The sequence below is a fragment of the Pseudomonas sp. KCJK9058 genome (assembly GCF_046230975.1).
Lineage (GTDB): Bacteria > Pseudomonadota > Gammaproteobacteria > Pseudomonadales > Pseudomonadaceae > Aquipseudomonas > Aquipseudomonas alloputida.
Window position 1 is genome coordinate 54030 of record NZ_JBJJLR010000002.1, and the last position, 21429, is coordinate 75458.

Consider the following 21429-nt stretch of genomic DNA (forward strand, 5'->3'; position numbering starts at 1 on the left):
GCGGGTAAACCCGCTCTCACAGGAATCGCTCCGCTTGCAGCGTTGATGCGGAGCCTGTGGGAGCGGGTTTACCCGCGAAGAAGGCGACCCGCCGGGTCAGGAAAACTCGAACGGCGCCAGCTGAAAGCCCTGCTCGTCAACCTGCAAGGCCCAACCGCGGCGGTCCCAGTCGCCCAGTACGATACGCCGTGCCGGCTGGCCATCGACCACCAGCTTGTGAATCGCTGGCCGATGGGTATGGCCATGCACCAAGGTGCGCACGCCATGCGCCGCCATTACCTTGGGGACTTCCTCTGGCGTGACGTCGACGATTTCGGTGGACTTCATCCGCACTTGCGTGCGGCTTTCGCTGCGCAGCTTGCGTGCCAGCTTGTAGCGGGCCGACAGCGGCAGGTGGCGCAGGATCCACAAGCTCAGCGGATTGCGCAGCAGGCGGCGCATCTTCATGTAGCCCAGGTCGCGGGTGCACAGGGTGTCGCCATGCATCAGCAGCACCTGTTCACCGCCCAGCTCGATCACGCTGGGGTCGTGCAACAAGGTGCAACCAGCGGCATCGCAGAAGGCCTGGCCAATCAGGAAGTCACGGTTGCCATGCATCAGGTAGATGGCCGTGCCACTGTCGCTCAGCCGGCGCATGGCCTGGCAGATCGACTGCTGGAAGGGCGTCATGGCATCGTCGCCAATCCACGCTTCGAAGAAGTCACCAAGGATGTACAGGGCCTTGGCGTGGCGGGCGCGGCCATCGAGCAGATCAAGAAACGCCCGGGAAATATCCGGGCGTTCTTCTTGCAGGTGCAGATCAGAGATCAGCAGAATCACTCAATGATCTCGGCTTTCTCGATGATCACGTCGTCCTTCGGTACGTCCTGGTGGCCAGCTTTGGAACCGGTGGCTACTTTTTCGATGGCGTCGACCACTTCACGGCCTTCGATCACTTCGCCGAATACGGCATAACCCCAGCCTTGCACGTTCTTGCCGCTGTGGTTGAGGAAGTCGTTGTCGGAGGCGTTGATGAAGAACTGCGCCGAGGCGGAGTGCGGCTCCATGGTACGGGCCATGGCAATGCTGTACTTCTTGTTCTTCAGGCCGTTGTCGGCTTCGTTCTGGATGCTGGCGCGGGTTTTCTTCTGGCTCATGCCGGCCTCGAAGCCGCCGCCCTGGATCATGAAGCCTTTGATCACACGGTGGAATACGGTGCCATTGTAGTGGCCGTCCTTGACGTACTGAACGAAGTTTTCGGTAGTCAGTGGCGCTTTCTCGGCGTCCAGTTGCAGGACGATGTCGCCGTGGTTGGTGGTCAGTTTGACTTTGGACATGCTGAAACTCGCTCTTTCAAGGCAATCAGAAATTAGGGTGCGCAGGGCGCCGGTTATCACCTGACGTATGTTCAGGCGATCACGACACATGGCGCGCACTGGCCATTTTGCCAGGCTGCGGCAAAAAGCCGTGATAAATCACATCAGTTTGTCCGGGCGCGGCTGTCAGCAGCTTGACTGCTTCGGCTATGATAGGCCCTTTGATTCAATCGGCCTACCCAGGCTGGACACACGCATTCAAGGATCCTATGAGCAAGCCCACTGCCGACAACGCGCCCAACGCCGCTGCCAAAGGCGCCCCCGCTGTCCCTGCGAACTTCCTGCGGCCGATCATCCAGGCCGACCTGGACTCGGGCAAGCACAGCAGTATCGTCACCCGTTTCCCGCCGGAGCCCAATGGTTATCTGCACATTGGCCACGCCAAGTCGATCTGCGTCAACTTCGGCCTGGCCAAGGAATTCGGCGGCGTCTGCCACCTGCGCTTCGACGATACCAACCCGGCCAAGGAAGACCAGGAGTACATCGACGCCATCCAGAGCGATGTGAAGTGGCTGGGCTTCGACTGGGCCGGCGACGTGCGCTATGCCTCCGACTATTTCGACCAGTTGCACGACTGGGCGGTCGAGCTGATCAAGCGCGGCAAGGCCTACGTCTGCGACCTCACCCCTGAGCAAGCCAAGGAATACCGCGGCAACCTCAAGGAGCCGGGCAAGAACAGCCCGTTCCGCGAGCGCAGCGTGGAAGAAAACCTCGACCTGTTCGCCCGCATGAAGGCTGGCGAATTCCAGGACGGCGAGCGTGTGCTGCGGGCCAAGATCGACATGGCCTCGCCAAACATGAACCTGCGCGACCCTATCCTGTACCGCATTCGCCATGCCCACCACCACCAGACCGGCGACAAGTGGTGCATCTACCCCAACTACGACTTCACCCACGGCCAGTCGGACGCCATCGAGGGCATTACCCACTCGATCTGCACCCTGGAGTTCGAAGGGCATCGTCCGCTGTACGACTGGTTCCTCGACAACCTGCCGGTGCCGGCACACCCGCGCCAGTACGAGTTCAGCCGCCTGAACCTGAACTACACCATTACCTCCAAGCGCAAGCTCAAGCAGCTTGTGGACGAGAAGCACGTCGATGCCTGGGACGACCCACGCATGTCGACCCTGTCCGGCTTCCGTCGCCGTGGCTACACGCCGGCTTCGATCCGCAACTTCTGCGAAATGATCGGCACCAACCGTTCCGACGGTGTGGTCGACATGTCGATGCTCGAGTTCAGCATCCGTGACGACCTGGACCGCACCGCGCCACGCGCGATGTGTGTGCTGCGCCCGCTGAAAGTGGTCATCACCAACTACCCTGAAGGCCAGGTCGAGCAGCTTGAGCTGCCACGTCACCCGAAGGAAGACATGGGCGTGCGTGTGCTGCCGTTCTCCCGCGAGCTGTACATCGACCGCGACGACTTCATGGAAGAACCGCCGAAGGGCTACAAGCGCCTGGAACCGGCCGGTGAAGTGCGTCTGCGCGGCAGCTACGTGATTCGTGCTGACGAAGCCATCAAGGACGCCGACGGCAATATCGTCGAACTGCATTGCTCGTACGACCCCGACACCCTGGGCAAAAACCCTGAAGGCCGCAAGGTCAAGGGCGTGATCCACTGGGTGCCGGCCGAGGGCAGCGTCGAGTGCGAAGTGCGTCTGTACGACCGCCTGTTCCGCTCGCCGAACCCGGAAAAGACCGAGGAGGGCGGCAGCTTCCTGGACAACATCAACCCGGCTTCGCTGCAAGTACTCAGCGGGTGCCGTGCCGAGCCGTCGCTGGCCCAGGCGCAGCCCGAGGACCGCTTCCAGTTCGAGCGCGAAGGCTACTTCTGCGCCGACCTGAAAGACAGCCAGCCGGGCCGCCCGGTGTTCAACCGCACTGTCACCCTGCGTGACTCCTGGGGCAGCTGAGGAACCGCCGTGCTTACCATCTACAACACCCTGAGCAAAACCAAGGAAGTCTTCAAGCCGCTGGATGGCAACAAGGTGCGCATGTACGTGTGCGGCATGACCGTGTACGACTACTGCCACCTGGGCCATGGCCGCAGCATGGTGGCGTTCGACCTGGTCACCCGTTGGCTGCGCAAGAGTGGCTATGAGCTGACCTACGTGCGCAACATCACCGACATCGATGACAAGATCATCAACCGGGCGAACGAGAACGGCGAAAGTTTCGACGCCCTGACCGCCCGCATGATCGACGCGATGCACGAAGACGAGCGCCGCCTGAACATTCTGCCGCCGGACCAGGAGCCGCGTGCCACCGACCATATCGCTGGCATGCACGCGATGATCCAGACCCTGATTGACAAAGGGTACGCTTACGCGCCAGGCAATGGCGATGTGTACTACCGGGTCGGCAAGTTCGTCGGCTACGGCAAGCTGTCGCGCAAGAAGATCGAAGACCTGCGTATCGGTGCACGCATCGAGGTCGACGAAGCCAAGCAGGACCCGCTCGACTTCGTCCTGTGGAAGGGCGTCAAGCCGGGCGAGCCAAGCTGGGAATCGCCATGGGGCCCGGGTCGCCCGGGCTGGCACATCGAGTGCTCGGTCATGTCCACCTGCTGCCTGGGCGAGAGCTTCGACATTCACGGCGGCGGCAGCGACCTTGAGTTCCCGCACCACGAGAACGAGATTGCCCAGAGCGAGGCGGCCACCGGCAAGCAGTACGCCAACGCCTGGATGCATTGCGGCATGATCCGTATCAACGGCGAGAAGATGTCCAAGTCGTTGAACAACTTCTTCACCATCCGCGACGTGCTCGAGAAGTACCACCCGGAGGTGGTGCGCTACCTGCTGGTGGCCAGCCACTACCGCAGCGCGATCAACTACTCGGAAGACAGCCTGCGTGACGCCAAGGGCGCGCTGGAGCGCTTCTACCACGCCCTGCGCGGCCTGCCACGGGTGGCGGCCAAGGGTGGCGAAGCGTTTGTCGAGCGCTTCAGCGTGGCGATGAACGACGACTTCGGCACCCCCGAAGCCTGTGCCGTTCTGTTCGACCTGGTGCGCGAGATCAACCGCCTGCGCGACAGCGACGTGGAGGCTGCTGCTGGCCTGGCCGGTCGACTGCGCGAGCTGGGGGATGTGCTGGGTGTGCTGCAGCTGGAGGCCGATGACTTCCTGCGTGCCGGTGCCGAAGGCAAGGTCGATGCGGCTGAAGTCGAGGGCTTGATCCAGGCGCGCCTGCAGGCGCGTGCGGACAAGAACTGGGCTGAGTCCGACCGCATTCGCGATCAGCTAACCGCCATGGGTGTAGTGCTGGAAGACAGCAAGGGCACGACGACCTGGCGCCTGGCTGACTAAAGCAACTGGGGCTGCGCTGCAGCCCTTCGCGGGCACGCCCGCTCCCACAGGGATAGCGCACACTTGAAATGTCGCGCCAACCTGTGGGAGCGGGCGTGCCCGCGAAGGGCCGCAAAGCGGCCCCAGCTTTTGTTTACCTAGACCCGCAAGCGGGCAGTGCAATACCAGCCTGGCCCACAGGGATAGCGCACACTTGAAATGTCGCGCCAATCCTGTGGGAGCGGGCGTGCCCGCGAAGGGCCGCAAAGCGGCCCCAGCTTTTGTTTACCTAGACCCGCAAGCGGGCAGTGCAATACCAGCCTGGCCCACAGGGATAGCGCACACTTGAAATGTCGCGCCAATCCTGTGGGAGCGGGCGTGCCCGCGAAGGGCCGCAAAGCGGTCCCAGCTTTTATTTGCCTAGACCCGCAAGCGGGCAGTGCAATACCAGCCTGGCCCACAGGGATAGCGCACACTTGAAATGTCGCGCCAATCCTGTGGGAGCGGGCGTGCCCGCGAAGGGCCGCAAAGCGGCCCCAGCTTTTATTTGCCTAGCCCCGCAAGCGGGCAGTGCAATACCAGCCTAGCCCCACCCAATTCGCTTTCGCCAATCTCCAGCCCGAACCCATGCAGGTCGACGATTGCCGCCACGATCGACAACCCCAGCCCGAAGCCGGCATGGCGGTGGCCTTCATCGCTGCGATAGAACCGTTTCAGTACGGCCGTCCGCTCTTCTTCGGGAATACCTGGCCCGCTATCCTCGATCGCCATGTGCACGCCGTTGTCATCCAGCATGGCGCTTATGCGCACCCGACCACCCTCGGGCGTAAACTTGATCGCGTTGCCCACCAGATTCGCCAACGCCTCGAACAGCAGCTCGCGATCGCCGTGCAGTGCCGGTAGCTGCGCAGGTTGGTGCAATTGCAGATGAATGCCGCCATCTTCGGCCAATGGCAGGTAAAAATCGTGCAGTTCTACCAGCAGTTCATGCGGGTCAAGCTGGACGAAGCCGGCGCGGCGCTGGCGGTCTTCCAGCTCGCTGATGCGTAACAACCCGCGAAAGCGCGCCATCAAGGTGTCGGTTTCGCCGATGGCCTGGTCCAGCGCTTCGGCTTGCGCAGAATCCACGTCGCTTTGCTGGCGAATACGGTACAGCTGGGCGCGCAGACGGGTCAGCGGTGTGCGCAGGTCATGGGCAATGTTGTCGCATACACCCTTGACCTCATGCATCAGCCGTTCGATACGGTCGAGCATGGCATTGACGATCGCCGCAAGCATGTCCAGTTCGTCGCGGCGGGCCGACAGTGGCAGGCGGTGGGTCAGGTCGCCGGCGACGATCAGTTCGGCCTGGGCCTGGATCGCCCGTATACGCTTGAGCGGCCTGCGCCGTAGCAGGTACCAACCGGCAAAACCCGGGATCAGGGTCAGCGAGATGCCCCAGAGCAGGGCGTGCAGGATGATCCGGGTAACCACGAACAACGAGCCATTGTCACGCACCAGCACCAGCCACCGGCCATCCTGTACCTTGATTGCCACCGCGTCGCAGCTGTCGCGGGGCATGCGTGGGTCGTCGGCATCCAGGCAGCGTTCCAATTCATGGATCTTGCCGTCCAGTCTGAGCTCTGGGGGCAAGGCCCGCACGGTGCCGCCCATCGGGTTGAGCTGGCTGTCGAACAGGCCGTAGGCGTCAAAGCTGCGCTCCTCGAAGGCCTGGCTGGCAATCAGGGCGTCGTCCAGTTGCTTGCCGCTCATGTGGGCGAACAGGTGCTGGCGTTGCAGCATGGAGTGACGGGTGAGTTTGTTCAGGTAGCTGGATACCTCGAAGTACAGCACCCCCATGAGGATGCTGCTCCAGGCCACGAACAGAAAGCTGTACAGCGCCAGCAGGCGGCTGGTTGAAGAGCTCCAGCCTTTAGACGGGTTCAGCAATGGCATAGCCGGAGCCCCGTACCGTACGGATCAGCGGCGACTGGCCGGGTGAGTCGATCTTTTTGCGCAGGCGGCCAATGTGCACGTCGATCAGGTTGGTGCCCGGGTCGAAGTGATAGCCCCAGACCTCCTCGAAAATCATCATCCGCGTGATCACCTGGCCGCTGTGGCGCATCAGGTACTCCAGCAGCTTGTATTCGGTGGGCAACAGGTTGAGGGTATTGTCACCGCGGCGCGCTTCGTGGCTGATCAGGTCCAGCTGCAGATCGGCAACCTGCAAGCGGGTCTGGGTCATGGGGACGCTGTTACGGCGCAGCAGTACCTCGACTCGCGCAGCCATTTCGTCGGAGGCGAACGGCTTGGTCAGGTAGTCGTCCCCGCCTGCACGCAGGCCGCGCACCCGCTCATCGACGTCGGAGAGGGCGCTGATCATCAGGATCGGCGTAGCGATCTTGAGGTTGCGCAGGGTGGTGACGATGGTCAGGCCGTCCACCTCGGGCAGCATGCGGTCCAGGGTGATCAGGTCGTAGCCGCCCGCAATGGCTTTGGCCAGGCCTTCACGGCCATTGTCGGCCCAATCCACTTCCAGGCCGTGGCTGGTAAGTTCGGCGACGATTTCCTGGCCGGTGACGGCGTCGTCTTCGATGGTCAGTACGCGAGGCATGCTGGTTCCTGGGCATCTAATGGAGATCTGATTGTGCCAAAGAATAGACAACCGGCGATTTAAGAAAAATTCATCTAGCGGGCACCGATGCCTTCGGCATGCATGATCTGCGCAATGATCGGTACCGGTGTCATCAGGTGCGAGCGCATCATGGCGCTGGCAGTTTTGGCATCCCGGGCGAGGATCACCTCGACCAGTGCCGCATGCTCCTGGCGCTTGAGCGCCAGCGCCTGTTCGGAAAACACCGTCTGCGTCAGCCACAGGTGGCGGTAGCGCTCGGCCTGGTCGAACAGGTAGGTGCGTGCCTGCAGCAGGTGCTTGGAGCCGCAGCCCGAGGCAATGGCAGTATGGAACGCCTTGTGCCGCTCGTCCCACACATCCAGCCGCTGCTCGCGGGTTTTCACTTCCACCACCTTGGCCAAGGTATGCGAGTGGGCCAGCACCGACGCCTCCCAGGCATCGTCACCGCGCTCGATGGCCAGGGCAATGATCATCGCTTCCAGGTTGGCGCGGGCGTCGTAGATGTCGTTCATCTCATCCAGCGACATGGGCGCTACCCGGTAGCCTTTCTGGCTGATCGCGTTGACCAGGTGCTCGGCCACCAGTTGCGACAGTGCTTCGCGCAGCGGGCCCACACCCAGGTCGTAGCGTTCCTTGAGGGCGCTCATCAATAGCTTTTCACCGGGCTTGAACACCCCGCGGATGATGTCCTTCTTGAGCCTCTCATACCCGCTGAATGCTGAGTTTTGTCGGGGGGCGAGCGCTTCCAAGATCCTGTTCCTCAAAACGTTTTGCCGATCATACCGAAACCCTCTGCCGACGAAAAACAATGGACAAACGCTGTTAGTGTCGTCGAAACATAAAAATGTAGACATTTTTAGTTAGTGGCGATATTTTTACCTTGCCCGCACTGATCCAGGTCATGACCGGACGGCGCCACCTACTTTTTTAGCCAGGACACTGCCATGAACGCCTTTACGCAGATCGACGAACTTGTCATGCCACTGCCGCTCGAACCGCAGGGCTACACCATCGCCCCCTCGAAACAGTCGCCGCGCCTGCTTGAACTGACCTTTGCCCGGGAAACCGTCGAAGCGTTCGTGCAGGCCGTTGCCCAATGGCCGGTGCAGGCATTGGAGTACAAGTCGTTCCTGCGTTTTCGCGTAGGCGAAATCCTTGACGAGCTATGCCAGGGCACGCTGCGCCCGGTGCTGCTCAACACCATCCTCGACCGCGCCACAGGTGGCATGCTGATTACCCCGATCGGCCTGGACGACGTGAGCCAGGCCGAAGACATGGTCAAGTTCACCACCGCCTGTGCACACCTGATCGGCCGTTCCAACTATGACGCCATGAGTGGCCAGTTCTATGCGCGCTTTGTGGTGGTCAACAGCGACAACTCCGACAGCTACCTGCGCCAGCCGCACCGTGTGATGGAGCTGCACAACGACGGTACGTTCGTGAACCAGATCACCGACTATGTGCTGATGCTGAAGATCGACGAAAAGAACATGGAAGGCGGCAACTCGCTGCTGCTGCACCTGGACGACTGGGAGCAGTGCGAGGCGTTCTTCCGTCACCCGATGGCACGTCGCGAAATGCGCTGGACCGCACCGCCGAGCAAAAAGGTTGCCGAAGATGTGTTCCATTCGGTATTCGACACCGATACCGAAGGCCGGCCAACCATGCGCTACATTGACCAGTTCGTGCAGCCGGAAAACTACGAGGAAGGTATCTGGCTGAACGCCTTGTCCGAGTCGCTGGAAGGCAGCGGCAAGAAGGTCTCGGTACCGGTAGGCGTAGGCAGTTTCCTGCTGATCAACAACCTGTTCTGGCTGCATGGCCGCGATCGCTTCACCCCGCACGAGGGCCTGCGCCGCGAACTGATGCGCCAGCGTGGTTACGTCGCCTTCCCCAAGCCGCTGTACCAGCGCGGGCAATAATGACAGGGCGCGGGGCGGGCGCTCGCCCACGCGTTTTTGCACAAAACAATGCCACCAGGCCCCGTGCGGGCCTTGGTGAGCCTGCCAGGCAATGCCTGCGTGTGAGGTAAGGCTGTGTACGATTTCATCATTATTGGCGGCGGGATTGTGGGCATGTCCACGGCCATGCACCTGATCAAGGTCTACCCGGACGCGAAGATTCTCCTGCTGGAGAAAGAGTCCGGCCCGGCCCGCCATCAGACCGGCCATAACAGTGGCGTGATCCACGCCGGCGTGTATTACACCCCCGGCAGCCTCAAGGCGCGCTTCTGCCTGGAAGGCAACAAGGCGACCAAAGCCTTCTGCACCCGGCACGGCATTCATTTCGATGAATGCGGCAAGCTGCTGGTCGCCACCAACGATCTGGAAATGCAGCGCATGAAGGCGCTGTGGGAGCGCACGGCGGCCAATGGCCTGGAACGCTACTGGCTGTCGGCTGACGAGTTGCGCGAGCGTGAGCCCAACATCGTCGGTATGGGGGGCATCTTCGTGCCGTCCAGCGGCATCGTCAACTACGCCCAGGTCACCGCTGCGATGGGCGCAGAGTTCCAGCGTGCCGGCGGCGAAATCCGCTATGGCGCAGAAGTGGTTGGCCTGCAGGAACAGGCAAATGAAGTGATCGTGCGCACCCAGCGCGCTGAATTGCGCAGCCGTTTCCTGGTGACCTGCTCGGGGCTGATGGCCGACCGCGTGGTGAGCATGCTCGGTCTGCGTACCGAATTCGTGATCTGCCCGTTCCGTGGCGAATACTACCTGCTGCCCAAGCAGCACAATCAGATCGTCAACCACCTGATCTACCCGATTCCCGACCCGTCGATGCCCTTCCTGGGGGTGCACCTGACCCGCATGATCGACGGAACCGTCACCGTAGGCCCCAACGCCGTGCTGGCGATGAAGCGCGAGGGCTACCGCAAGACCGATGTCAGCCCCAGCGACCTGTTCCAGACCCTGACCACGCCCGGCATCCTCAAGGTGCTGGCGAAGAACTTCCGCCCGGGCCTGATCGAGATGAAGAACTCGCTGTTCAAGGGCGGGTACCTCAAGCAGGTGCAGAAGTACTGCCCGAGCATTACCAAAGCCGACCTCACGCCTTACCCGGCCGGCGTGCGTGCCCAGGCGGTGTCGCGCGACGGCAAGCTGATCGACGATTTCCTGTTCGTCAACACCGCACGCAGTGTCAACGTGTGCAACGCACCGTCGCCAGCGGCTACCTCGGCCATCCCGATCGGCGCCTACATCGTCGAGAAGGTGTGCGAGCAGGTCGGCCTGCAGGGCGGCAGCTTCCCCAAGGCCGACCTGTCGGCCAACCAGAGGGCTGCCAGCTGACACCCCGGTAACACCTCCTGCGGTTTCGTTTTACTCAACCCGTACTGCCCTGCTCACCATTCAGGGCAGGGCGGGCTTTTTCGCGCCTGCGTCGGTGACGTGCAGCCGGCGGCCCCCGCGTGGGCATGACAAAAACAACAAGGTAGCGCCATGCAAACCCACAAGAACAATTTGAGTCATGGATTGAAATCACGGCATGTCACCATGCTGTCCATTGCCGGCGTGATCGGCGCCGGGCTGTTTGTCGGCTCTGGCCGCGCCATCGCCGAAGCGGGGCCTGCCACCATCCTGGCCTATATCCTGGCGGGCGGCCTGGTGGTGCTGGTGATGCGCATGCTGGCCGAAATGGCGGTTGCCTCACCGGACACCGGCTCGTTCTCAACCTACGCTGACCTCGCCATCGGCAAATGGGCCGGTTACACCATCGGTTGGCTGTACTGGTGGTTCTGGGTGCTGATCATTCCGATCGAGGCCAATATCGCCGCTACCATCATCAACTCCTGGGTCCCGCAGATGGAGATCTGGGTGTTGTCGTTGGTGATCACGTTGCTGCTGACGGCCACCAACCTGTTCAGCGTGAAGAATTACGGTGAGTTCGAGTTCTGGTTGGCACTGGTCAAGGTGGTGGCCATCGTCAGCTTCATCGCCCTGGGTGTTTGCGCCATTTTCGGCCTGTTGCCGGGGTCTGGCGTCAGCGGCGTCTCGCGCCTTTGGGATACGGGAGGCTTCATGCCCAACGGCTTTGGTGCGGTGCTGAGCGCAATGCTGATTACCATGTTCTCGTTCCTCGGGGCCGAGGTGGTGACCATCGCTGCGGCTGAATCCGACGAGGCGGGCAAGCATATTTCCAAGGCCACCAATTCGGTGATCTGGCGGATAACGCTGTTCTACATCCTGTCGATCTTCATCGTCATCGCATTGGTACCGTGGACCGATCCACGCCTGGCGACCGAAGGCTCTTATGTCACGGTGCTGGACACCCTCGGCGTGCCAAATGCCAAGGCCATCATCGACTTCGTGGTGCTGACGTCGGTGACCAGCTGCCTCAACTCTTCGCTGTACACCGCCTCGCGCATGGTCTATTCGCTTAGCCGCCGTGGTGATGCCCCGGCCTGTGCCCAGATAACCAGCCGCAGTGGTACACCCGTGGTGGCAGTCTTGTTGTCGACGGGGGCTGCCTTCCTGGCGGTGATCGCCAACTACCTGGTGCCGGCTCAGGTGTTTGGCTTCCTCATGGCCAGCTCCGGTGCCATTGCCTTGCTGGTGTATCTGGTCATCGCCATTTCCCAGCTGCGCCTGCGCCAGCGCCTCACGGCACAGGGCAAGACACTGGGTTACCGCATGTGGCTGTTCCCGTGGCTGACCTGGGGCGTGATCCTGTTCATCAGCGGCGTACTGGTATTGATGCTGTTCCGTCCGGATCATCGCCTGGAAGTGGTCTCGACGATGGTGCTGGCGGTGTTGGTGGTGTGCTCGGGGGTGCTGGTGACCCGGCGCCGGGCACGCGGCGGGGCGGTGGCTGGCGTAGGGCAGGGCGCCTGATTCGTCCGGTCTGAAGACAGACGAGCAAGTCGCATCAGGCTGTGAGAGGATGTCCGCCAACAAAGCCAGGACCCTGAACGCAGCCTGATGAAGACACCTAAAAGAATCGAACCGTTGATCGAAGACGGCCTTGTCGACGAAGTACTACGGCCGTTGATGAGTGGCAAGGAAGCCGCTGTGTACGTGGTGCGCTGTGGCAGCGAGGTACGTTGCGCCAAGGTCTATAAAGAAGCCAACAAGCGCAGTTTCCGCCAGGCCGCCGAATACCAGGAGGGCCGCAAGGTACGCAACAGCCGTCAGGCCCGGGCCATGGCCAAGGGCAGCAAGTACGGCCGCAAAGAAGCCGAAGATGCCTGGCAGAACGCCGAAGTGGCAGCGCTGTTCCGTTTGGCCGCCGCAGGTGTGAGGGTGCCCAAGCCTTACGACTTCCAGGACGGCGTGCTCCTGATGGAGCTGGTCACCGATGCCGATGGTGATGCGGCCCCGCGCCTGAACGACGTTCACCTCGAAGCGGAGGATGCCCGCGCGTTCCACGCCTTCGTCATTCGCCAGATCGTGCTGATGCTGTGCGCCGGAATGGTGCATGGCGACCTGTCCGAGTTCAACGTGCTGCTCGGCCCGGACGGGCCGGTGATCATCGACCTGCCGCAGGCAGTGGATGCAGCCGCCAACAACCATGCCTTCAGCATGCTGCAGCGCGATGTGGACAACATGGCCCATTATTTCGGGCGCTTTGCCCCGGAGCTGAAAAGCACCCGCTATGCGCAGGAGATGTGGGCGTTGTACGAGGCCGGCGAGTTGCTGCCCGACAGCCCGTTGACCGGGGTGTTCGAGGATGACGAACATGAAGCTGACGTAACCGGGGTGATGCGCGAGATCGACGCCGCCCGGATGGACGACGCTCGCCGCCGTGCAGCACGCGCCGAGGCTGAGCATGGGCCGGCCAAGGCAGAGGAAGTGACGCCGCCCTGGCTGCAGTAATTTATTCCTGTACCGGCCTCCTCTCGGGTAAACCCGCACCTACGGGATTTGTGGGCGCGGTTTTGCCCGCGAAGAGGCCAACACAGGCAAACCCCGGCCGTTGCCATTGACGCAAGACACAATCTCGTCATTTAGCCTTTTCACTGGCGCGCGACAGGCATAAGGTATACGCCGTTCAAATTCCCTGGAGCTGTCATGTCCAACCAATTCCCGTCCGTTCGTCCCCGCCGCCTGCGCCAGAACGAGTCCCTGCGCACGATCTTCCAGGAAACCGAGTTCCGCCTTGAAGACCTGATCCTGCCGATCTTCGTCGAAGAGGGCATCGATGATTTCGTGCCGATCACCAGCATGCCCGGTGTCAATCGTATCCCCGAGAAACTGTTGGCCCAGGAAATCGAGCGCTATGCCCGCGCCGGTATCAAGTCGGTGATGACCTTTGGCGTATCGCACCACCTGGATGCCGATGGCAGCGACACCTGGAACGAAAACGGCCTGGTTGCGCGCATGTCGCGTATCTGCAAGGACACCGTGCCGGAAATGGTGGTGATGTCCGACACCTGCTTCTGCGAGTACACCAGCCACGGCCACTGCGGCGTGCTGCATGACCATGGCGTGGACAACGACGCCACCCTGGCCAACCTGGGCAAGCAGGCCGTCATCGCCGCTGCTGCCGGTACCGACTTCATTGCCCCCTCGGCGGCGATGGACGGCCAGGTGCAAGCTATCCGCAGCGCGCTGGACGGTGCCGGTTTCCACGACACCGCGATCATGGCCTACTCGACCAAGTTCGCCTCGTCGTTGTATGGCCCGTTCCGTGAGGCCGGTGGCACTGCACTGAAGGGTGACCGCAAAAGCTACCAGATGAACCCGATGAACCGCCGCGAAGCGGTGCGCGAGTCGCTGCTCGACGAGCAGGAAGGCGCGGACGTGCTGATGGTCAAGCCGGCCGGTGCCTACCTTGATGTGATCGCCGACATCCGCGCCGCTTCGCGCCTGCCACTGGCGGCGTACCAGGTGAGTGGCGAGTATGCGATGATCAAGTTCGGTGGCCTGGCCGGTGCCATCGACGAAGGCCGGGTGGTGCGCGAAAGCATTGGCGCAATCAAGCGTGCCGGTGCCGACCTGATCCTGACCTACTTTGCCATGGACCTGGCGCGCGACGGTATCTGAAGCCAGGCCTTGGGCATGAAAGCCGCTGCCATTGCAGCGGCTTTTCTTTGGGCGCCGTTGGGGGGTGCCGCAAACACACAAAAAAACAGTAAGCGCTGAATTATTTAGTGTCCCGTTGTATCTGATCCCTTAGAGCATTCATCGACAGGGATACGGGTATGAAACCTCGCAAGAAAAGCGTCCAGCCAATCGGCCTGAAGGACATCACCATCGTCGACGACGCCAAGATGAAGAAGGCGATCACGGCCGCCGCGCTGGGCAACGCCATGGAGTGGTTCGACTTTGGGGTATATGGCTTCGTCGCTTATGCCTTGGGCAAGGTGTTTTTCCCCAACGCCGACCCCAGCGTGCAAATGATCGCGGCCTTGGCCACCTTCTCGGTGCCGTTCCTGATCCGGCCCCTTGGCGGGTTGTTCTTCGGCGCCTTGGGCGACAGGTTCGGGCGGCAGAAAATCCTCGCCGCGACCATCGTGATCATGTCCCTGAGCACCTTCGCCATCGGCCTGATACCGTCCTATGCAAGCATTGGTATCTGGGCGCCGATCCTGTTGCTGCTGGCCAAGATGGCCCAGGGCTTTTCGGTGGGTGGTGAATACACCGGTGCCTCGATCTTCGTTGCCGAGTACGCGCCTGACCGCAAGCGCGGCTTTCTCGGCAGCTGGCTGGATTTCGGTTCGATTGCCGGCTTTGTATTGGGCGCAGGGGTGGTGGTGCTCATTTCCACGGTGCTGGGTGAAGAACAATTCCTCGAATGGGGTTGGCGCCTGCCGTTCTTCCTGGCCCTGCCGCTGGGCATCATCGGCCTCTACCTGCGCCATGCGCTGGAAGAAACACCTGCATTCCAGCAGCACGTCGACAAGCTGGAACAGGGCGATCGTGAAGGCCTGGCCTCCGGGCCCAAGGTGTCGTTCAAGGAGGTGGCCACCCAGCACTGGCGCAGCCTGGTGACCTGCATCGGCGTGGTAATCGCCACCAACGTCACCTACTACATGCTGCTTACCTACATGCCCAGCTACCTGTCGCACAACCTGCACTACAGCGAAGACCATGGCGTGCTGATCATCATCGCGATCATGGTCGGCATGCTGTTCGTGCAGCCGATCATCGGTCTGCTCAGCGACAAGTTTGGCCGACGGCCGTTCATCATCGTCGGCAGTGTCGGCCTGCTGGCCTTGGCCATTCCGGCATTCATGCTGATCAACAGTGGGGTGCTTGGGCTTATTTTCGCCGGCCTGCTGATCATTGCCGTGTTGCTGAACTTCTTCATCGGCGTCATGGCCTCGACGCTGCCGGCCATGTTCCCCACGCACATCCGTTACAGCGCCCTGGCCAGCGCCTTCAATATCTCGGTGCTGATCGCCGGCCTTACTCCAACCCTCGCTGCGTGGCTGGTGGAGACCACAAACGACCTGTACATGCCGGCCTATTACCTGATGGTGATCGCTGCTGTCGGCCTGGTCACCGGCCTGACCATGAAGGAAACCGCCAACAAGCCCCTGCGCGGCGCCGCCCCTGCGGCGTCAGACATCGAAGAGGCGCGTGAACTGCTGCAGGAGCACCACGACAACATCGAGCAGAAGATCGAGGACATCGATGCGCAGATCGCCGAGTTGGAAGCCAAGCGCGAAAAACTGGCACAGCAGCACCCGCGTATCGAATGATCAGCGCGGCATGTAGCCACGCTGCCAGGAACGCGGTATGAACCGCGATACCAATGCCAGCACGCAGGCCAGCGCACAACTGCCGGCCAGCGCCTGCAGGCCCAGGTGTTGTTGCAACCAGGCGCCGAGCGCGGCGCCCAGCAACATCCCGGCCCAAGGTATCAACTGGACCCGCCAGCCATTGCGCCGCTCGCCCAGCAGCCAACGCCCCAGGCCGCGGCCGAAACGCGACAGGGCGCCCGTTACGTAAGTCAGGCCAATGGGCAGGCCATTCACCTGTTCCACGACCGCATTGATCATGCCCATGGCCAGCGTGGCCGCCAACAGCGCAGGGAAGGTGGCCGGCAACGGCCACGCTGCGGCGAAAGCCAGCAGTGCGGCAACCACCAACAGCACCGGCCAGGCTCGACGGCGCAATCCGCGAGCCAGGAGCACACCCAGCGCATTGCCCGCAACGAAGCCCAGTACGGCGCCACTGAGGCGTAGCACAAGGGCCAGGTCAGCTTCACTGATGGCCACCGCCAGGCGTGTGGTGTTACCACTCATGAACGACACGAAATCGCCCAGTGCCAGCAAGCCGATGGCATCGGTCATGCCGGCCAGCACCGACAGGGCGGCGACCAGGCCAAGGCCGACGCGACCGCGCATTACCTGCAGGCGCAAACGCCTGGCTGTGCGCGCGGGGAGGGCGTTAGGGAGCATGTGCAGGCCTCAGGGCAACAGGTTTTCGCGGGCCAGGGTACCTTTGATGGTGCGCTCTACCACATCGACCAGCACCATGGTCTGGTGGTCGACCTCGATGTTGAGCAGTTCACCTGTGTGGTAGCTGGCGAAGGTAGTCTGACGCAGGGTTTCCGGGATCAGGTTGATGGTGATCACGTTATCCTCCACGTCAGCGACCGTCAGGCTGCAGCCATTGACCCCGATGAAACCGCGCGGGAACACGTACTTGCCCCATCGCGGCGGCATGCGGAACTTGATGAAGGCGCCGGTTTCCTTGATCGACAGCTCGACGATCTCGGCGGTGGTGGCGATGTGGCCGGCCATCAGGTGGCCGCCGACTTCGGCGTTCATCTTCGCTGAGCGTTCGATGTTCACGCTCCGGCCAGGTTTGAAGCTGCTCAGATTGGTGCGTTCGAGGGTAGCGGTCATGGCGTCGAACCTGACCTGGCTGCCGTCGATTTCGGTCACGGACAGGCAGGTACCTTCGACACTGACGCTGGCACCGATTTTCAGTTCGTCGAGCAGTTCCGGGGTGAGGTCGATGGTGAATTGGTTGTGGCCCGGGTAGGTGGTCACATCAAGCAGAGGGCGGACGGCCTGGACGATGCCGGTGTACATGGAGTTGCTCCTGGGCACGGAAAAGAAAACTTCCGAACGCTATGCCCGTAGCGCCGTAAATGCAAGACCGGCTTCTTGGCTGGCAAGCCGGCTTGCGAGTCTGGCGCCTGCGCGGGGCAGGCGGCGTGCTTGCGGGCGAAACCGGTTTGCCGAGGGCAGGGCCTCGCCAGATTCAAACATGCCCGCTGCTGTTGACGATCCGCAGGCACAGCGCCTCGTAGGGGTCCAGGTTTACCATCAGGCGCCCGTCCTCGGTCAAATCGCCTTCGACCGTCTCGTTGATCATGTCGACCACCGGCCCAGGTGTGAAGCCGGTCAACAGCAGTTCCTCGGCAATTGCCTCCTGGCCGAAGTTCAGCGCAGTGATCTGGATACCACGCCCGGCTGGCAACTCATGCACCATCACCAGCAGCCCTGGGCTGCGTACCTCAGGTACCAGCACCTGACGGCTGGTGGCGATGCCGTAGGCCTGGCGCACAGCCAGCAGTTTCTTCACCTGGCAGGCAAATGAATCACCCTCGTCCAGCTGGCTGTCGAGGCTGCCGTAAAGCGACCGGGCACGCGGCATGCCACGCACCGAAGCCGCCGCCTGTGGGTCAAGCCCGGCCAGGTCATAGCCGCCTCGGTGAATCCAGCGGGTATCGCCGTCGAGCATGCGTTCGGCCACCGCTTCGGCGGGCAAGGGCAGGGCACCGACCAGGTCCCAACCGGACAAGGCGACTACCCCCGGCTGCATGGCGTTGTACATGACCAGCAGCAGGTGCACCTTCTTGATCAATTCGATATCCGTTGCGCCAATCTGTTCAAGGTCGCGGATACCCAGTGCAGCGGCGATCAGGCTGGCGGTGGTGCAGGCAATGCCGTTGGTCACGAAGCGCAGGTTGTACGGCGCATGTTCTCCCGACAGCCGTTCGTAGATCTCTTCGCGGATATGTTCGCGCAGGATGCTGCCAGGCAGGGTCTGGCCCTTGTACAGGTACATGTCGTGCGCGTGCAGTGTCCAGAAGTGCACCAGCTCCACGGTCAGCTCGTCATGGTTTTGCAGGGCATGGATCAGCGAGGCCGGATCAATGCCGAAGGTGTGCATCTCCTTGAGCATCAGGCGCAGGAACTCGGTGTCGCCCGTCAGCAGTGCATGCTGGTAGGCCGGCCGGGTAATGAAATCGTAGGACAGGTCGGCACCGCCCCTGGACATCTGCGCAATGTCATCGAGGGTCAGGTTCAGCTCCTGGAAGCTGAAACCGCCGGCCTTGCGGATCATGCCACCGATCAGCTGGTTGCCGACGAGCGACAGCGGGTGGCTTTCCGACCAGGCAGTGCCGCTGGCGCGGGTTTCCACGCCGAGAAAGCCGTTGGCGTCCAGGCGCAGGCCGCGTGCACCCAGGCAGTCCAGCGCGTGCAGTGCGTCACCAATGATCATTTGTTGGGCGGCGAAGGTAGGGTCCAGCCAGTTCAGCGAGGGCTGGCCTTCCTTGAAGTAATGCAGGTACACCCAGCGGCGGGTCTTGCCGTCGACGCCTGTGATCGGCGGCGTGGCGCTCCAGTCGGTTTCCTTCACGCCCGGCTCGAAGAAGATTACCCGCTGCAGCTGGCCAACGATGTAATGGCGCGCCTTCAGCTCGTCACACTGAGCTGGCAGTAAATTGACCGCATCGCGCCCGGCGGGCACCTCGGGCAGCAGCGTCCAGTCTTCTTCGCGGATCTCGACCATGTGGTACAGCCCCGGGTAGGGGCCATGGGCGATCTCGGCCAGGCGGAAGTCGGCGCCCTTGCCGGTGTGCGAGGGGATCAGGTCATCGATGGTCACGGCATTGTGCGCAGCGGCCATGCGGCTCATCTGGATCAGTTCCTGCTCGCTGCCGTACAGCGGGTCGATGTCGAAGCTGATGCGGTCGAAGTTGCCGTCCACACTGGGGGTGAGTTCGCGGCCGCGGATGCCACCGGACAGTTTGATCGGGCCCGTGTGCAGGCCCTGTACGCCGATCTCCGACAGGCGCTTCCACAACGCTTCGTGGGCCAGGGCACCGAGTACCGAGCAGCCCTCGGGCGCGATGATGGCGTCGGGGTAGACGGTCAGCCACACCGAGGCGATTTCGGTGGCGCGGCGTGGCTGGGCCTCGGCGTACGGTTGTTGCCACAGGCGCGACTGGCCTGAGTACAGGCTGGCGCGCGCCTGGGAGGCCTTGAGCATGGCGCGGTCTTCGAGCCATTTGACGTACGACGGGTCGGGCTGGGTCATTTCGCGTCCTCTTTGCGTGTCGGCACCGGCTCAGGTTATGACGGCGCTGCGGCCTGAACGTTCGGCCCGAGATGGGTGTTGGTTTCTTCGCGGGCTTGCAAAGGCAGGCTCAGCGCCGGGCCGACAACTGCTGCGGCGCCAGAAACGCATCATGGAAGTAATTGCGCACCGCCTGCATCGCCGGGCTGAATGCCCGTTCCCGGTGCCAGGCCAACCCCACGCTCATCGGTGTGACCGGGTCGCTGATGCTCACCGTCTCGATACGCTTGCCTTCCAGCGACCAGGGTCGGTGCACCAGATCCGACAGGATCGCCACACCGCTGCCATTGGCGACCATGCTGCGCACGGCCTCCACCGAGCTGGTCCGCACCCTTACGCTTGGCCGTTGCCCGGCCTGCTCCCAGTAGCGCATGGCACTTTGCTCGGCCTCATCCACGGTCAACAGAATGAACGGCTCACAGGCCACATCGGCCAGGCTCACGGCCGAGCGCTCGCACAGTGGGTGATGCCCGGGCAGCCACAGCCGGCGCTCGGAGTTGAACAGGGTTTCCGAGACGATGTCGGGGTGGGTGAGGTTGGCGGTGAGCACCACCGCCATGTCGAAACGCCCCTCTAGCAGGCCTTGCTCGATGGCGCTGCGCTCCTGCTCGTACAGCTCCAGGGTCACGTCCGGATGCCAGTGCTCCAGGCGCTGCAAGTGGTGCGGCAGGAAGTAGCCGATCACCGTGTAACTCGCCGCCAGGCGCAACAGGCCACTGGCGCGCACGTCCGGAAGCGGGCTGTTCAACGCATCGTCGACACTGCGCAGGATGACGTAGGCCCGGTTCAAGAAGTGCCGGCCGGCTTCGGTCAGGCTCATGCCTTGGGCCGAGCGCTGGAACAACAGCACGCCGAGCATCGCTTCCAGCTCCTTGATGGCCGTGGTCACTGCCGACTGGGAGATGTTCAGGTGGATCGCCGCTTGGGAGATCTGGCCGATTTCAGCGGTGGCTACGAAGTAGCGGACCTGGCGCAAGGTGAGTGACAAGGTAGGCTCCCGGGGTATCTGATTTTCAGAAGGTACCCCATCTGTTTATAGATCTTCCCAAGGGGGTGTAGAGAATCTAACGTGGCTTGCATGCAGTCACAAGTGCCAGGAGACGCGGTCATGCAAGCAGTGGATTTCAACTCGGACATGGGTGAGGGCTTTGGCCCGTGGACGATTGGCGACGGCGTCGATCACGAACTGATGGGCTACATCAGCAGCGCCAACATCGCCACCGGTTTCCACGCCGGCGACCCCGGCACCATGCGCCGCACCGTCGAGCGCGCCAAGGCCCTTGGGGTTGCGGTGGGAGCACACCCGGGTTTCCGCGACCTGGTCGGCTTTGGCCGCCGGCACATCAATGCCTCGGCGCAGGAACTGGTGGACGACATGCTCTATCAATTGGGCGCGCTGCGTGAAATCGCTCGTGCCCAGGGCGTGCGCCTGCAGCACATCAAGCCGCATGGGGCGCTGTACATGCACTTGGCGCGTGACGAAGAAGCGGCGCGCTTGCTGGTGCAGAACCTGCGGGTGATCGAGCCCGAGTTGCTGCTGTACTGCATGCCGGGTTCGGTGATCTGCCGCATTGCCCAGGAAATGGGGCAGCCGGTGATTCGCGAGTTCTATGCCGACCGCGAGTACGACCTGAGCGGGTCGATCGTGTTTACCCGCAATGTGCGTGGCTACGAGCCCCAAGCCGTCGCCGAGCGGGTGCTGCGTGCTTGCCGCCAAGGCGTGGTGCGCACGGTCGAAGGCCAGGACCTGGCGATCGAATTCGATTCCATTTGCCTGCACAGTGACACCCCGGGCGCGCTGGACCTGGTCGAGGCCACGCGCAAGGCACTGGATGCGGCCGGCATCGTGGTGCGTGCACCGCGCTGAACCCGTCAGGCATCCGGCAAACAGACACGCCGGAGCCCGTGCATTTTGT

Annotated in this window: 18 protein-coding genes; 9 read left to right on the forward strand and 9 right to left on the reverse strand. The window is 62.4% G+C overall.

The window, feature by feature from the left end; genetic code table 11:
- Nucleotides 1–96: 96 nt before the first annotated feature.
- The gene (locus tag ACK59Z_RS02040) at nt 97–819 is read right to left on the reverse strand and encodes a UDP-2,3-diacylglucosamine diphosphatase (protein ID WP_047604957.1); all 723 of its coding nucleotides are present in this window, start codon (nt 817–819) and stop codon (nt 97–99) included.
- The gene (locus tag ACK59Z_RS02045; RefSeq protein WP_003248071.1) at nt 816–1316 is read right to left on the reverse strand and encodes a peptidylprolyl isomerase; all 501 of its coding nucleotides are present in this window, start codon (nt 1314–1316) and stop codon (nt 816–818) included. Before ACK59Z_RS02045 ends, ACK59Z_RS02040 begins: the two co-directional genes overlap by 4 nt.
- 248 nt (nt 1317–1564) lie before the next feature.
- On the opposite strand from ACK59Z_RS02045, the gene ACK59Z_RS02050 reads away from it, so the two are divergent.
- Nucleotides 1565–3268: a glutamine--tRNA ligase/YqeY domain fusion protein gene (locus ACK59Z_RS02050; protein ID WP_108191020.1), complete on the forward strand. Its 1704-nt coding sequence runs from the start codon at nt 1565–1567 to the stop codon at nt 3266–3268.
- Between the two features lie 9 nt (nt 3269–3277).
- Complete coding sequence (gene cysS / locus ACK59Z_RS02055; RefSeq protein ID WP_014591235.1) at nt 3278–4660, forward strand: cysteine--tRNA ligase; 1383 nt, start codon at nt 3278–3280, stop codon at nt 4658–4660.
- Nucleotides 4661–5182: 522 nt separating this feature from the next.
- Here cysS and ACK59Z_RS02060 read toward each other — a convergent pair.
- From ACK59Z_RS02060 to csiR, 3 genes are all read right to left on the reverse strand, one after another.
- Nucleotides 5183–6574: a HAMP domain-containing sensor histidine kinase gene (locus ACK59Z_RS02060; protein WP_108191023.1), complete on the reverse strand. Its 1392-nt coding sequence runs from the start codon at nt 6572–6574 to the stop codon at nt 5183–5185.
- Entirely contained in the window at nt 6552–7232 is a 681-nt protein-coding gene (locus ACK59Z_RS02065; RefSeq protein ID WP_003248078.1) for a response regulator transcription factor, read from the reverse strand. Before ACK59Z_RS02065 ends, ACK59Z_RS02060 begins: the two co-directional genes overlap by 23 nt.
- Before the next feature lie 74 nt (nt 7233–7306).
- Nucleotides 7307–8002: a DNA-binding transcriptional regulator CsiR gene (gene csiR, locus ACK59Z_RS02070; protein ID WP_003248079.1), complete on the reverse strand. Its 696-nt coding sequence runs from the start codon at nt 8000–8002 to the stop codon at nt 7307–7309.
- Nucleotides 8003–8197: 195 nt separating this feature from the next.
- On the opposite strand from csiR, the gene glaH reads away from it, so the two are divergent.
- The 6 genes from glaH to proP all read left to right on the forward strand — a co-directional run bounded on the left by glaH (nt 8198) and on the right by proP (nt 15894).
- On the forward strand, nt 8198–9175 hold the full coding sequence (gene glaH, locus ACK59Z_RS02075; protein ID WP_003248080.1) for a glutarate dioxygenase GlaH: 978 nt from the start codon (nt 8198–8200) through the stop codon (nt 9173–9175).
- A gap of 114 nt (nt 9176–9289) precedes the next feature.
- Nucleotides 9290–10540 carry an L-2-hydroxyglutarate oxidase gene (gene lhgO / locus ACK59Z_RS02080; RefSeq protein WP_108191024.1) on the forward strand — a complete coding sequence of 417 codons (1251 nt, stop codon included), beginning with the start codon at nt 9290–9292 and terminating at the stop codon, nt 10538–10540.
- Nucleotides 10541–10690: 150 nt separating this feature from the next.
- Complete coding sequence (gabP, locus tag ACK59Z_RS02085; RefSeq protein WP_012052530.1) at nt 10691–12082, forward strand: GABA permease; 1392 nt, start codon at nt 10691–10693, stop codon at nt 12080–12082.
- Nucleotides 12083–12169: 87 nt separating this feature from the next.
- Complete coding sequence (locus tag ACK59Z_RS02090) at nt 12170–13063, forward strand: PA4780 family RIO1-like protein kinase (RefSeq protein ID WP_003248085.1); 894 nt, start codon at nt 12170–12172, stop codon at nt 13061–13063.
- Between the two features lie 195 nt (nt 13064–13258).
- A complete protein-coding gene (gene hemB, locus ACK59Z_RS02095; RefSeq protein WP_409292209.1) occupies nt 13259–14233 on the forward strand; it encodes a porphobilinogen synthase in 975 nt (324 codons plus the stop codon).
- A gap of 158 nt (nt 14234–14391) precedes the next feature.
- Nucleotides 14392–15894: a glycine betaine/L-proline transporter ProP gene (proP, locus tag ACK59Z_RS02100; RefSeq protein ID WP_004576707.1), complete on the forward strand. Its 1503-nt coding sequence runs from the start codon at nt 14392–14394 to the stop codon at nt 15892–15894.
- Here the strand turns inward: proP and ACK59Z_RS02105 are convergent, their stop codons facing one another.
- The 4 genes from ACK59Z_RS02105 to ACK59Z_RS02120 form a co-directional block, all read right to left on the reverse strand.
- The gene (locus tag ACK59Z_RS02105) at nt 15895–16596 is read right to left on the reverse strand and encodes a YoaK family protein (RefSeq protein ID WP_003248091.1); all 702 of its coding nucleotides are present in this window, start codon (nt 16594–16596) and stop codon (nt 15895–15897) included.
- Between the two features lie 9 nt (nt 16597–16605).
- Nucleotides 16606–17235, reverse strand: coding sequence for a riboflavin synthase (locus ACK59Z_RS02110; RefSeq protein WP_003248093.1), 630 nt, complete (start codon nt 17233–17235; stop codon nt 16606–16608).
- 172 nt (nt 17236–17407) lie between these two features.
- On the reverse strand, nt 17408–19474 hold the full coding sequence (gene treS, locus ACK59Z_RS02115) for a maltose alpha-D-glucosyltransferase (protein ID WP_409292211.1): 2067 nt from the start codon (nt 19472–19474) through the stop codon (nt 17408–17410).
- Between the two features lie 109 nt (nt 19475–19583).
- Nucleotides 19584–20501: a LysR family transcriptional regulator gene (locus ACK59Z_RS02120; RefSeq protein WP_108191027.1), complete on the reverse strand. Its 918-nt coding sequence runs from the start codon at nt 20499–20501 to the stop codon at nt 19584–19586.
- A gap of 120 nt (nt 20502–20621) precedes the next feature.
- On the opposite strand from ACK59Z_RS02120, the gene ACK59Z_RS02125 reads away from it, so the two are divergent.
- A complete protein-coding gene (locus ACK59Z_RS02125) occupies nt 20622–21380 on the forward strand; it encodes a 5-oxoprolinase subunit PxpA (RefSeq protein WP_004576703.1) in 759 nt (252 codons plus the stop codon).
- Nucleotides 21381–21429 lie beyond the last annotated feature (49 nt).